Origin of the sequence: Streptomyces nogalater, from assembly GCF_039532885.1 — a bacterium.
Classification (GTDB): Bacteria; Actinomycetota; Actinomycetes; order Streptomycetales; family Streptomycetaceae; genus Streptomyces; species Streptomyces nogalater.
Genome location: NZ_BAAASM010000013.1, coordinates 15,376 through 28,011 on the forward strand (window position 1 = coordinate 15,376; position 12,636 = coordinate 28,011).

A 12,636-nucleotide genomic window follows, 5' to 3' on the forward strand; every position below is an offset into this window, starting at 1 on the left:
GGCGCATGACACGTACGGATGCCGGTCTGCGCCGCAGCCTGGGCGTGCGGGACGCCGTAATCGTGGGCCTGGGGGCGATGGTCGGCGCCGGGGTGTTCGCCGCGCCGGGGCCCGCCGCGCGGGCGGCCGGGTCCGGGCTGCTCGCCGGGCTCGCTCTCGCCGCCGTGGTGGCCTGCTGCAACGCGCTGTCCTCCGCCCGGCTCGCCGCCCGCTATCCGGCCTCCGGCGGCACCTACGTGTACGGCAGGGAGCGGCTGGGCGCCTTCTGGGGGTATCTGGCCGGCTGGGCCTTCGTGGTCGGCAAGACGGCCTCCTGCGCCGCCATGGCGCTCACCGTGGGCGCGTATGTGTGGCCGGGGCAGGCGCACGCGGTGGCGGTCGCCGCCGTGGTGGCGCTGACCGCCGTGAACTACGGCGGGATCCAGAAGTCGGCGTGGGTCACGCGGGGCATCGTGGCCGTCGTCCTCGCCGTACTCGCGGCCGTGGTGGTGGTGTGCCTGGCCTCGGGGCGGGCGGACGCCGGGCGGCTGGGCACCGGCCCGGCGGCGGGCCCGGGAGGAGTGCTCCAGGCGGCCGGGCTGCTGTTCTTCGCGTTCGCCGGGTACGCGCGGATCGCCACCCTCGGGGAGGAGGTGCGCGATCCGGCCCGCACGATCCCGCGGGCCATCCCGCTGGCCCTGGGGATCGCGCTGGTGGTGTACGCGGCCGTGGCCGTCGCGGTGCTCGGCGTGCTCGGCGCGGACCGGCTCGGGCACGCGGCGGCGCCGCTGGCCGACGCGGTGCGGGCGGCCGGGGCGCCGGGGCTGGTGCCCGTGGTGCGGGCCGGGGCGGCGGTGGCGGCGCTGGGCTCGCTGCTGGCGCTGATCCTAGGGGTGTCCCGTACGACGCTCGCCATGGCCCGCGACGGACATCTGCCGGGCGCGCTGGCGGCCGTGCACCCGCGGTTCCGGGTGCCGCACCGGGCGGAGGCGGCGGTCGGCGCGGTGGTCGCCGTGCTGGCCGCGACGGTGGACGTGCGCGGCGCGATCGGTTTCTCGTCCTTCGGTGTGCTCGCCTACTACGCCGTCGCCAACGCCTCGGCCTGGACGCTGAGCGCGGCCCCGCGCGCCCGCGTGGTGCCCGCGGTGGGACTGCTGGGCTGCGCCGCGCTGGCGTTCGCGCTGCCGCCGGTCTCGGTGGCCGTCGGCGCGGGCGTACTCGCGCTGGGCGCGGCGGCCTACGGCGCCCGGCGGTGGCGGGCGGGCCGGCACGGGGCCTGAGGCCCCTCCACGGCGCCCGGCGGGGCGTACGGCGGTGTGCTCAGCGGGCGGCGAACGGCCGGTCGGTGGGGACGATCTCGCGGCCCAGCGGCAGCAGGGAGACCGGTATCAGCTTGAAGTTGGCGATGCCGAACGGGATGCCGATGACCGTGACGCACAGGGCGATGCCGGTGACGATGTGGGCGAGCGCGAGCCACCAGCCGGCCAGGATCAGCCACAGCGCGTTGCCCACGCAGGAGGGGGCGCCCGCGTCGCGCCGCTCGACCGTGGTGTGCCCGAAGGGCCACAGGGCGTAGACGCCGATGCGGAAGGCGGCGATGCCGAAGGGGATGCCGATGACCGTGACGCACAGCAGGACGCCGGCGAGGAGATAGCCGAGGAACAGCCAGAAGCCGGACAGGACGAGCCAGATGACGTTGAGGATGGTCTTCACTGTTGTCCTGCCATCCTTTCGAGGCGGGCGATGCGCTCCGCCATCGGCGGGTGCGTGGAGAACATCTTGGACATCCCCTGGCCCGGGCGGAAGGGGTTGGCGATCATCATGTGGCTCGCCGTCTCGATCCGGGGCTCGGGGGGCAGCGGAAGCTGCTTGGTGCCCGTCTCCAGCTTGCGCAGGGCGCTGGCGAGGGCCAGCGGGTCGCCGGTGAGCTGGGCGCCGGAGGCGTCCGCCTCGTACTCCCGGGAGCGGCTGATGGCCAGCTGGATCAGCGAGGCGGCGAGCGGGCCGAGGATCATGATCAGCAGCATGCCGAACAGGCCGGGCCCCTCGTCGTCGTCCGAGCGGCCGACCGGGATCAGCCAGGCGAAGTTCACCAGGAACATGATCACGGAGGCGAGCGCTCCGGCGACCGAGGAGATGAGGATGTCCCGGTTGTAGACGTGGCTCAGCTCGTGGCCGATGACGCCGCGCAGCTCGCGCTCGTCCAGCAGGCGCAGGATGCCCTCGGTGCAGCACACGGCCGCGTTGCGCGGGTTGCGGCCGGTGGCGAAGGCGTTCGGCGCCTCCGTCGGCGAGATGTACAGCCGGGGCATGGGCTGGCGGGCCTGCGTGGACAGCTCCCGCACCATCCGGTACAGCGCCGGGGCCTCGAACTCGCTGACCGGACGGGCGCGCATCGCGCGCAGCGCGAGCTTGTCGCTGTTCCAGTACGCGTACGCGTTCGTGCCCAGCGCGACCAGGACGGCGATGATCAGCCCGGGGCGGCCGAAGAAGCCGCCGATGACGATGATGAGTGCGGACAGCCCCCCGAGGAGTACGGCCGTCCTGAGCCCGTTGTGCCGGCGGTGCACGGTGCGCCCTCCAAGTCGTGCTGCTGGGAACACTCTGATCCAGTGGACCCTCCCGCTTCCGACAACGGCGGGCGGGGTCCACAAGTTCCCGCGCGCCTGCGGCCGCCCGCCCCGGCCGAACGGGTGACGTGCCCTTTCGGCGGCGCGCGCGGAGCGGCACGGGTGCCCCGCGCGCGCGTTACGACTCCTAGAACAGTCCGCCGGCGGCGAAACGCAGGACCAGCTGGGGCGCTCCGGACAGGGCGACGCCGAGGACTGCGGTGAGGGCGAGCGCGGCCGTGAGGGGGGCCGGGACCCGGTGCCGGACGGGCTCGCCCTCGGGTGCGCGGAACAGCAGGGCCGTCCACTGGAGGTAGTAGAAGAGGGCGATCACGACGTTGCCGGCCATGACGACGGCGAGCCAGCCGAGGCCCGCGTCGACGGCCGCCGAGAACACGGTGACCTTGGCGAACAGGCCGATGACGCCCGGCGGCAGCCCGGCCAGGCACAGCAGGAAGAAGGCCAGCAGCAGCGCGCTGAGCGGGTTGGTGGCGTACAGGCCCCGGTAGTCGGCGATCCGGTTCAGCGCCCGGCCGCGGCCCACCAGGGCGGCCACGGCGAAGGCGCCGAGGTTCACCGCGGCGTACATCAGGGCGTACGCGACGGTGGAGCCGATCGCCCGCTCGGCGTCCTTGGTGTATCCGGCGGCGGCGATCGGCACCAGCAGATAGCCGGCCTGGCCGACGGAGGACCAGGCGAGCAGCCGTACGGCGCTGTACGCGCGCGTGGCCCGCTGGCGCAGCGCGGCGACGTTGCCGGCGGTCATGGTGAGGGCGGCCAGGGCGGCGAGCGCGGGCCCCCAGACGTCGGCGTACGACGGGAACGCGACGACGGTGACGAGGATCAGGCCGGAGAAGCCGACCGCCTTGCCGACGACCGACAGATAGGCGGCTACGGGCAGGGGCGCGCCCACATAGGTGTCGGGCACCCAGAAGTGGAAGGGCGCGGCGGCCGTCTTGAAGGCGAAGCCGACGAGGGTGAGGACGACACCGGCCTGGGCGAGGGTGTGCAGCTGCCCGTCGACGTGCGTCAGGCGCTGGGCGACCTGGGTGAGGTAGAGGGTGCCGGTGGAGGCGTAGACGAAGCTGATGCCCATCAGGCTGACCGCGGTGGCGGTGACCGAGGACAGGAAGAACTTCAGCGCGGCCTCGGCGGAGCGCTTGTCGCCGAGCCGGATGCCGACGAGGGCGAACGCGGGCAGGGAGGCGACCTCCAGGGCGACGATCAGCGTGGCCAGGTCGCGGGAGGCGGGCAGCAGGGCGGCGCCGGCCGCGGAGGACAGCAGCAGGAACCAGAACTCGCCCGCCGGGACGCGCCGCCGTTCGTCGTCCAGGTGGGTGACGGACAGCAGGGCCGCGAGCAGGGCGCCGCCGAGCACCAGGAACTGGACGACCAGGGTGAAGTGGTCGGCGGTGTAGCTGCACGCGCGCGCGGGCGCGTCGGTGCAGAAGGTGCCGCGGTCGCCGTCCAGCAGGGGCAGCAGCAGCGCGGTCGCCGCGGCGAGTCCGGCGACCGAGACCCAGCCGAGCACGGCCTTGCGGGGCTCGGGCACGAACAGGTCGGCGACGAGGACGGCGAGCGCGACGACGGCCGCGAGGGTGGGCGGGGCGATCGCCAGCCAGTCGACGGACTGGACCAGCGACTCGGCAAGCGGCTGGGCGCTCATCGGGTGCCTCCTGCGAGGAGCTGCTGCACGGCCGGGTCGGTCAGGCCGAGCAGGGCCCCCGGCCACAGTCCGGCGAGGACGGTGAGGGCGACCAGCGGGGTCCAGGCCGCGAACTCGTAGCCGTGGACGTCGGCGAGCTTCACCGCCTCCCGGTCGGTGCCGCCCATGCAGACGCGCCGGACCACGATCAGCATGTACGCGGCCGTCAGCAGGGTGCCGAACGCGCCGATCGCCATGAAGGTGAGGAAGGCCGGCCGGCTGAGGCCCGCGGCGGGCCGGAACGAACCGAACAGGGCGAGCATCTCGCCCCAGAACCCGGCGAGGCCGGGCAGGCCGAGGGAGGCGACCGCGCCGAAGGCGAGCAGGCCGCCGAGGCGCGGGGCCCTGCCGTACAGGGCGGCGCCGGTCTCCTCGGCGAGGGTGTCCAGGTCGGTGCTGCCGGTGCGGTCCTTGAGCGCGCCGACCAGGAAGAACAACAGGCCCGTGATGAGACCGTGGGCGATGTTGGCGAACAGGGCGCCGTTCACGCCGGTCGGGGTGGTGCTGGCGATGCCGAGCAGGACGAAGCCCATGTGGCCGACGGAGGAGTAGGCGATCAGCCGCTTGAGGTCGCCCTTGGCGCCCTGCCGGGCGAGGGCGAGGCAGGCCAGGGAGCCGTAGACGATCCCGACGACGGCGAACGCGGCGAGGTACGGCGCGAAGGTGTGGAAGCCGTCCGGCGCGACCGGCAGGACGATCCGGACGAAACCGTACGTACCCATCTTCAGCAGGACGCCGGCCAGCAGGACCGAGCCGACGGTCGGCGCGGCGGTGTGGGCGTCGGGCAGCCAGCTGTGCAGCGGCCACATCGGCGTCTTCACCGCGAGCCCGATCCCGATCGCCAGAACGGCGATGACCTGCACGGATGTGGTCAGCGACCGGCCGTTGTCAGTGGCGAGTGCGACCATGTCGAACGTGCCCGCCTTGATCCCGATCAGGAGCAGGCCGAGCAGCATGACCACGGAGCCGAGCAGCGTGAACAGGATGAACTTCCACGCGGCCCGGGTCCGGCCCGCACCGCCCCACCGGGCGATGAGGAAGTACATCGGGATGAGCACCATCTCGAACGCGAGGAAGAACAGCAGCAGGTCGAGCACGGCGAAGGTGGCGAGGGTGCCGGACTCCAGCAGGAGCAGGAGCGCGACGAACGCCTTCGGGGCCGGGCCCGCCGGCGGCTTGAAGTAGGAGTAGAGCGCGCAGAGGAAGGTCAGCAGCGCGGTCAGGACCAGAAGGGGGAGGGAGATGCCGTCGATGCCGAGGTGGATCCGCACGTCGAGTGCGGGGATCCAGCTGATGTCGGTCGTGGCCTGCGTCTTCGACGGATGGTCGTGGTCGAAGCCGAGCGCGAGGACGATCGCGGCGATGAGGATCGCGCCGGTGACGGTCACACCGTGCCGCAGCACGGCCTGCCCCGGCGACTTCCCCTTCAGTCCGGGCGGGGCCGGAAGGAGCGCGGCGACGGCGCCGAGGAGCGGGCCGACGACGACGAATGCCAGAAGGAACTGCATCACGGACTCGTTGATATCGATCACGCCTGCTCACGCTCCCGTGGCGACGAGGAGGACGGCGACCGCCAGGACGACGGTGCCGGCGAGCAGCGCGCTCACATAGGTCTGCACATTGCCGGTCTGCGCACGCCGTACGGCGGCCCCGAGCAGCCGGGGCAGGGCGGCGGCGCCGTGCACGTAGGTGTCGACGACCTCGCGGTCCAGGAACCGGACGAGGCTCGCCCCGGCCTGGACCGGGCGGACGAACAGCGCCGCGTACACGGCGTCCAGGTGGAAGCCCGCCGCGGCGGGCCGGTGCAGCGGGCCGAGCAGCAGCCGTGCGGGGTCCGCCGGGTCGGGCGCGTGGGCGAGGTCGCCGTAGGCCGGCCGGTGGGTGGCGATGGCCTCGGCCTCGACCAGTCCGGCGTCGGCCTCGGGGTGGGCGGCGACCGCGCCCAGCGGGGAGCGGGCGGCGAGCGCGGTGGTGCGCTGCCAGGCGCCGTAGGTGAGCAGCCCGCCGACCAGGGCGAGGCCCGTGCCGAGGATGGAGGTGAGCGGGGTCGGGGTCAGGTCGCGGCCGTCGAACCAGTCGGGCAGGACGCGGTAGGCGAGCCCGCCGAGGGCGAGGGAGGGAATCGCGAGGACCCAGAGCACGGCGTTCATGGTGAGCGGCTGAGGCCCGTGGTCGGGGGCCTCGGCGCCCCGGCCGCGGAAGGCCAGCAGCCACAGCCGGGCGGCGTACGCCGCGGTGAGGAGCGCGGTGATGAGCCCGGCGACCAGGACGATCCAGCCGGCCGCGCCGGGGGCGTGCGCGGTGTGGCCCTGGGTGACGTGTTCGGCGGCGCCGAGGACGGACTCCTTGGAGAAGAAGCCGCTGAACGGCGGGATCGCGGCGAGCGCGAGCAGCGCCACGGTCATCGTCCAGTAGGCGTCCGGTACGCGGTCGCGCAGGCCCCGCATGCGGGACATGGCGGCCAGCGAGTTGGTGCCGGCGGCGTGGATGACCACACCGGCCGCGAGGAACAGCAGCGCCTTGAAGGCGCCGTGTGTGAGGAGGTGGAAGACGGCGGCACCGCGGTCGCCGACGGCGAGGGCGCCGGTCATATAGCCGAGCTGGCCGATGGTCGAGTAGGCGAGGACGCGCTTGATGTCGTCCTGGGCGAGCGCGGCGAGGGCGGAGCCGGCCATCGTGACGGCGGCCATGACGGCGAGGACCGCCATCGCGGCCCGGGAGGCCTCGAACAGCGGGAGGAGACGGGCGATGAAGTAGACACCGGCGGCGACCATCGTCGCGGCGTGGATCAGCGCGGAGACGGGCGTCGGGCCCGCCATCGCGTCCGGGAGCCAGGTGTGCAGCGGGAACTGCGCCGACTTGCCCGCGACGCCCGCGAGCAGCAGCAGCGCGACCAGCGTGGGGTGGTCGATGCCACCGCTCGTGACGGCGCCGAGGATCCGGGTGAGCCGGAACGACCCGGCGTCGCCGGCCAGCGCGAACAGGCCGATCAGGAACGGCACGTCGCCGAGCTTGGTGACCAGGAAGGCCTTCAGGGAGGCGGCGCGGGCCTCGGGGGTCTCCCAGTAGTGGCCGACCAGGAAGTAGGAGCAGATGCCCATCACTTCCCAGCCGACCAGCAGCACGATCAGGTCGCCGGAGTAGACGACCAGGAGCATCGCGGAGGTGAACAGGGAGACGAGCGCGGCGTACGACGGGTAGCGCGGGTCGTCGCGCAGATAGCCGGTGGAGTAGATCTGCACGCAGGACGCGACGCAGGCGACCAGGACGGCGACGAGCGCGGCGAAACCGTCGATGTGCAGGGCCAGCTCGATGGGCACGGACCCGGTGGGCGTCAGCTCGGTGTGGGCGTCCACGGCCGCGCCGCCGCCCTGGCGCACGGCGACCAGCGCGGCCAGGACCAGCGAGGCCAGCGGCGGGAGCACGGCGAGCGGGCGGACGAACCCGGGGGCGGTGCGGCCGAGCAGCAGGCCGGCCGCGGCGCCCAGGAACGGCAGGAGGGGGACGAGGACGGCGAGAGTGGTCGTGGTCACGCGGTGGCCTCAGCCTTCTCGGCCGCGGGGTGATCGCTGTCGGGGCCTTCCGCGTCGGGGCCCTCGGCGGTGTCGCGGAGCTTGTCGATGTCGGAGGTGCCGCGGTTGCGGTACACCGCGAGCACGATGGCCAGGCCGATGCCGATCTCGGCGGCGGCGATGGCGATGGTGAACAGGGTCAGCGCCTGGCCGGAGTGCAGGGTGTCGTTCGCGGTCCGGCCGAGCCAGGCGTCGAAGGCGACCAGGTTGAGGTTGACGGCGTTGAGCATCAGCTCGACCGACATCAGGACCAGGATCGCGTTGCGGCGGGCGAGGACGCCGTACAGGCCGGTGCAGAACAGGAGGGCGGAGAGTACGGCGGGATAGGCGAGGTGCATCAGCGGGCGCCTTCCTTCCCGGGGGCCGCGGGCGCGGCGTCGGCCTTGTTCTTGCGGGACAGCACGATCGCGCCGACCAGGGCGGCGAGGAGCAGCACGGACAGGGCCTCGAACGGCAGCACCCAGTGCCGGAACAGGCTGGCGCCGGTGACCTTGGTGGTGCCGCCGGCCGGGCCGTCCAGGTCGATCCAGGTGGTGCGGAAGGCGTCCACGACCACCCAGACCAGGGCGACGGCGGAGGCGACCGCGACAGCCAGGGCGGCCGGGCGGTTGCCGGAGTCGGCGTCCGGCGAGCGGCCGATGGGGGCCTTGGTGAGCATCAGACCGAACAGCAGGAGGACGACGACGGAACCGACGTAGATCAGCACCTGCACCCAGGCGATGAACTCGGCCGTGAGCAGCAGGTACTCCACGGCGAGGCCGCCGAGCGCGACCACCAGCCACAGGGCGGCGTGCACCAGCTGCCGGGTGGTGACGGTGACCAGCGCGGCGCCGAGCGTGACCAGGCCGACGAGCAGGAAGGCGATCTCGACGCCGGTCGGGGACAGGAAGCCGTGCGGGGCCTGGGCGAGCGTCATGCCGTGCCCTCCCCCGGCTGCGCCTGCGCGGCGGCCAGCTTCTCGGCGGTCTTGCGGGCCGCGGCGATCTCCTTGGGCTCCTCGGCGCCGGGGTCCAGGGCGGGCGGGGCCGGCACGGTCCACATCCACTCGCGGAGCTTGTCCCGCTCGTGGGTGAGGTCGCGGATGTCGGTCTCGGCGTACTCGAACTCCGGGGACCAGAACAGCGCGTCGAAAGGACAGACCTCGATGCAGATACCGCAGTACATGCACAGGGAGAAGTCGATCGCGAACCGGTCGAGGACGTTGCGGCTGCGTTCCCGGCCGCCGGGGGCGGCGGGCGGGACGGTCTCCTTGTGGGAGTCGATGTAGATGCACCAGTCCGGGCACTCGCGGGCGCACAGCATGCAGACCGTGCAGTTCTCCTCGAACAGCCCGATCACCCCGCGGGTGCGGGGCGGCAGCTCGGGCAGGGCGTCCGGGTACTGCTCGGTGACGGACTTCCTCGTCATCGTGCGCAGGGTGACGGCCAGGCCCTTGGCGAGGCCGGAGCCGGGAATGGGGGCCATTTAGGAGATCACCACCTTGACGATGCCGGTGAGGGCGATCTGGGCGAGGGAGAGGGGGACGAGGAGGGTCCAGGACAGTTTCTGGAGCTGGTCCTCACGCAGCCGCGGGTAGGTCACGCGGAGCCAGATCACCAGGAAGGCGAGGATCGCGGTCTTCAGCAGGGTCCAGACCCAGCCGAGGCCGTCGGCGCCCCACGGGCCGTGCCAGCCGCCGAGGAAGAGGACGGTGGTCAGGCCGCACAGGACGACGATGCCGGCGTACTCGGCGAGCAGGAACAGGGCGAAGCGCAGTCCGGTGTACTCGGTGTACGCGCCGAAGATGATCTCGGAGTCGGCGACCGGCATGTCGAACGGCGGGCGTTGCAGTTCGGCGAGTCCGGCGACGAAGAAGACGACCGCGCCGACGATCTGCCACGGCAGCCACCACCAGTGGAAGGCGTGCAGGATGCCGGGCAGGGAGACGGTGCCGGCCGCCATCGCGACGGAGGCCGCAGCCAGCAGCATCGGCAGTTCGTAGGAGAGCAGCTGGGCGGCCGTGCGCAGGCCGCCCAGCAGGGAGAACTTGTTGGCGCTGGCCCAGCCGGCCATCAGCGAGCCGAGCACGCCGACGCCCATCACCGCGAGGACGAAGAACACGCCGGCGTCGAGCACCTGGCCGACGGCGCCCTCGCCCGGGCCGATCGGGATGGCGAGCAGGACGAGGAGGTACGGCAGCAGGGCCACGGCGGGGGCGAGCTGGAAGACACGGCGGTCGGCGCCCGCCGGGACCACGTCCTCCTTCTGCGCGAACTTCACGCCGTCGGCGATCAGCTGGGCCCAGCCGTGGAATCCGCCCGCGTACATCGGACCGAGGCGGCCCTGCATATGGGCCATCACCTTGTGCTCGGTCTGGCCGACGATCAGCGGGAAGGTGAGGAAGACGGCGAACACGACGAGGAGTCGCAGGGCGACGTCCAGTACGTCGTTCACTGCGGGCCTCCTGTGGAATCGGTATCGGAGTCGGTGCCGGTGTCAGTTCGGGTGCCGGTGTCGTCCGGCTCAGGCCGCGATGCCTGCCGCTCGCCCTTCGCCTCCGGTTCCGGTGCGGGTTCCGGTTCCGGTTCCGGGGCGGGCTGCGGCTCGTCGAAGGCCGGGCGGGCGTGGTGCCAGGGGGCGTCCGAGCTGCGCGGGGCGCGGGCGCGCTGGGAGGCCGAACCTTCCGAGGCGCTGCGGGCGCGACGCGCCGGGCCGGGCGTGGGGCCGGGCTCGTAGGCCGCCGAGGCCTCGGCGGCCGGGCCTTCCGTCGGGCCCTGTGCCGCCGCCCCGGTGGCATCGCCCTCGGCAGCGGCCTCCTTGCGCGGGGCCGCGTCCTCGGTCCGGGCCGCCTGCTGGCTCGCCGACCCCTCGCTCGCGCTGCGCATCCGGCGCGGCCGGGCGGGAGCGGCGGCACCCGGCGCCGTATCCGGGGCGGTGCCCTCCGCAGGGGAAGCCCCCGGGGCCGTCTGGCTCGCCGAACCCTCGCTCGCGCTGCGCATCCGGCGGGGCCGCGCGGGTGCGGCGGCGTCCGTACCCGGTGCGGCGGCGTCCGGCGCGGCCGCCTGGCTCGCCGAACCCTCCGCTGCCGAGCGGGTGCGCCGTACCGGGCGGTCGCCTGCCGCGCGGGCGGCTGCCGTGCGGGCGGCTGCCGTGCGGCCGGCCGCCGCTCTGGCCGGGCGGGCCGGGGCCGGGGGGAGCTGACCCTTCAGGGGTCCCCATTCGTTGGGGTCGGGGACACCGGGCGGCAGCATCTGGCGGCGCTTGGGGCCACCGTGCTCGGACTCGCCCGGCTCCTTGGCGCCCGGCCAGGCCTTGGCGACACGGGCGGCGAGGACGAAGTCCTTGCGGAGGGGGTGGCCCTCGAAGTTCTCGGGGAGCAGGAGGTGCTCCAGGCCCGGGTGGCCCTCGAAGACGACGCCGAACATCTCGTGGGTCTCGCGCTCGTGCCAGGCGGCGCCCGCGTAGACGCCGACGGCGGAGGGCAGGACGGGCGCGTCGTGCGGGACCGTCGTACGGACCAGGAGGCGGCGGACCGGGTGCAGGGCGACGACGTGCGCGGCGACCCGGAAGCCCGTGCCGGGTTCGTCGACCGCGCTCAGCCAGTCGAAGTAGGTGCAGGCCAGGGCCGTACGGGCCGTCTGTAGGGCGGTGAGCCAGGCGGACGGCGGTACGTCCACGGTCAGGAGGTCGTACGACTCCTCCGCCGTGGCGTCCGGGCCGAAGAGTTCCTCGGCGGGGGCGGGCAGCCAGCCGGCGGCCGTGCTCATCGCGGGCCCTCCTCACCGGCCGGCGCCGGGGGCCGGACCAGGCCGCTCTGGAGGGCCGCGGCGGACGGCCGGGCGGCGGGCCCGTCGCCGTACCGCTCCCCCAGCGACTCGCGGGCGATCTTCTCCTGGAGCTTGAGGATGCCCTGGAGCAGCGCCTCGGGGCGCGGCGGGCAGCCGGGGACGTAGACGTCCACCGGGATGATCTGGTCGACGCCCTTGGTGACGGAGTAGGAGTCCCAGTAGGGGCCGCCGCAGTTGGAGCACGCGCCGAAGGAGATGACGTACTTCGGCTCGGGCATCTGCTCGTACAGGCGCTTGACGGCCGGGGCCATCTTGTCCGTCACGGTGCCCGAGACCACCATCAGGTCGGCCTGGCGGGGGCCCGGCGCGAAGGGGATGACGCCGAGCCGGATGAAGTCGTGGCGGGCCATCGACGCGGCGATGAACTCGATCGCGCAGCAGGCGAGGCCGAAGTTGAACACCCAGAGCGAGTAGCGGCGGCCCCAGTTCAGGACCACCTTCATCGGCTCGGGCGCCAGCCGTGCCAGCGCCCCCAGCCGCTTGGGCTCGGGCAGGAGAACGGGGTCCGGGTTCACGTCCATGCCAGGACGCCCTTCTTGTATGCGTACAGCAGGCCCACGGCGAGGAAACCGAGGAAGACGAACATCTCCACCAGGGTCGCCGCGCCGTAGCCGGGGGCGGCGAAGACCGTCGCCCAGGGGAACAGGAAGATCGAGTCGACCGCGAAGATCACGTACAGGAAGGCGTAGACGTAGTAGCGGACCTGGGTGTGGGCCCAGCCCTCGCCGACGGGGTCGACACCGCACTCGTAGGTCAGGAGTTTCTCCGGTGTCGGCACGACCGGGCGCAGCAGGCGGCCGGCGCCGAAGGCGACCGCGACGAACAGCACGCCGACGAGCGCGAGCAGCCCGACCACCGAGTAGGACCGGAAGTAACCGGCCGCGACGACGTGCCCCGCGGCGACCGTCGAGTCCGTCAACGTCTCCCGCACCGTCCGTCCCTCG

At 73.4% G+C, this 12,636-nt stretch carries 13 protein-coding genes; 1 reads left to right on the plus strand and 12 read right to left on the minus strand.

Annotated elements, in window-relative coordinates; genetic code table 11:
* Positions 1-5 precede the first annotated feature (5 nt).
* Positions 6-1,259: an APC family permease gene (locus ABD350_RS11350; protein ID WP_344347788.1), complete on the plus strand. Its 1,254-nt coding sequence runs from the start codon at positions 6-8 to the stop codon at positions 1,257-1,259.
* A gap of 40 nt (positions 1,260-1,299) precedes the next feature.
* On the opposite strand, the gene ABD350_RS11355 is transcribed toward ABD350_RS11350, so the two are convergent.
* The 12 genes from ABD350_RS11355 to ABD350_RS11410 all read right to left on the minus strand — a co-directional run bounded on the left by ABD350_RS11355 (position 1,300) and on the right by ABD350_RS11410 (position 12,623).
* Positions 1,300-1,692: a YccF domain-containing protein gene (locus ABD350_RS11355; protein WP_344347789.1), complete on the minus strand. Its 393-nt coding sequence runs from the start codon at positions 1,690-1,692 to the stop codon at positions 1,300-1,302.
* Positions 1,689-2,549 (minus strand): zinc metalloprotease HtpX, encoded by an 861-nt coding sequence (gene htpX / locus ABD350_RS11360; RefSeq protein ID WP_344347790.1) that lies wholly within the window; start codon positions 2,547-2,549, stop codon positions 1,689-1,691. Before htpX ends, ABD350_RS11355 begins: the two co-directional genes overlap by 4 nt.
* A 187-nt stretch (positions 2,550-2,736) precedes the next feature.
* Positions 2,737-4,254 (minus strand): NADH-quinone oxidoreductase subunit N, encoded by a 1,518-nt coding sequence (locus ABD350_RS11365; RefSeq protein ID WP_344347791.1) that lies wholly within the window; start codon positions 4,252-4,254, stop codon positions 2,737-2,739.
* Positions 4,251-5,825, minus strand: a complete 1,575-nt coding sequence (locus ABD350_RS11370) for an NADH-quinone oxidoreductase subunit M (RefSeq protein ID WP_344347793.1) — start codon at positions 5,823-5,825, stop codon at positions 4,251-4,253. The genes ABD350_RS11365 and ABD350_RS11370 overlap by 4 nt, the downstream gene beginning before the upstream one ends.
* Before the next feature lie 6 nt (positions 5,826-5,831).
* Complete coding sequence (locus tag ABD350_RS11375) at positions 5,832-7,826, minus strand: NADH-quinone oxidoreductase subunit 5 family protein (protein WP_344347795.1); 1,995 nt, start codon at positions 7,824-7,826, stop codon at positions 5,832-5,834.
* Positions 7,823-8,203, minus strand: coding sequence for an NADH-quinone oxidoreductase subunit NuoK (gene nuoK, locus ABD350_RS11380; protein ID WP_344347797.1), 381 nt, complete (start codon positions 8,201-8,203; stop codon positions 7,823-7,825). Before nuoK ends, ABD350_RS11375 begins: the two co-directional genes overlap by 4 nt.
* Complete coding sequence (locus tag ABD350_RS11385) at positions 8,203-8,781, minus strand: NADH-quinone oxidoreductase subunit J family protein (protein ID WP_344347798.1); 579 nt, start codon at positions 8,779-8,781, stop codon at positions 8,203-8,205. Before ABD350_RS11385 ends, nuoK begins: the two co-directional genes overlap by 1 nt.
* Positions 8,778-9,329, minus strand: a complete 552-nt coding sequence (locus ABD350_RS11390) for a NuoI/complex I 23 kDa subunit family protein (protein WP_344347799.1) — start codon at positions 9,327-9,329, stop codon at positions 8,778-8,780. The genes ABD350_RS11385 and ABD350_RS11390 overlap by 4 nt, the downstream gene beginning before the upstream one ends.
* On the minus strand, positions 9,330-10,298 hold the full coding sequence (locus ABD350_RS11395; protein WP_181797013.1) for a complex I subunit 1/NuoH family protein: 969 nt from the start codon (positions 10,296-10,298) through the stop codon (positions 9,330-9,332).
* On the minus strand, positions 10,295-11,611 hold the full coding sequence (locus ABD350_RS11400; protein ID WP_344347800.1) for an NADH-quinone oxidoreductase subunit C: 1,317 nt from the start codon (positions 11,609-11,611) through the stop codon (positions 10,295-10,297). The genes ABD350_RS11395 and ABD350_RS11400 overlap by 4 nt, the downstream gene beginning before the upstream one ends.
* Positions 11,608-12,213, minus strand: a complete 606-nt coding sequence (locus tag ABD350_RS11405) for an NADH-quinone oxidoreductase subunit B (RefSeq protein ID WP_344347801.1) — start codon at positions 12,211-12,213, stop codon at positions 11,608-11,610. Before ABD350_RS11405 ends, ABD350_RS11400 begins: the two co-directional genes overlap by 4 nt.
* Positions 12,204-12,623, minus strand: a complete 420-nt coding sequence (locus ABD350_RS11410) for an NADH-quinone oxidoreductase subunit A (protein ID WP_344347802.1) — start codon at positions 12,621-12,623, stop codon at positions 12,204-12,206. Before ABD350_RS11410 ends, ABD350_RS11405 begins: the two co-directional genes overlap by 10 nt.
* Positions 12,624-12,636: the final 13 nt, after the last annotated feature.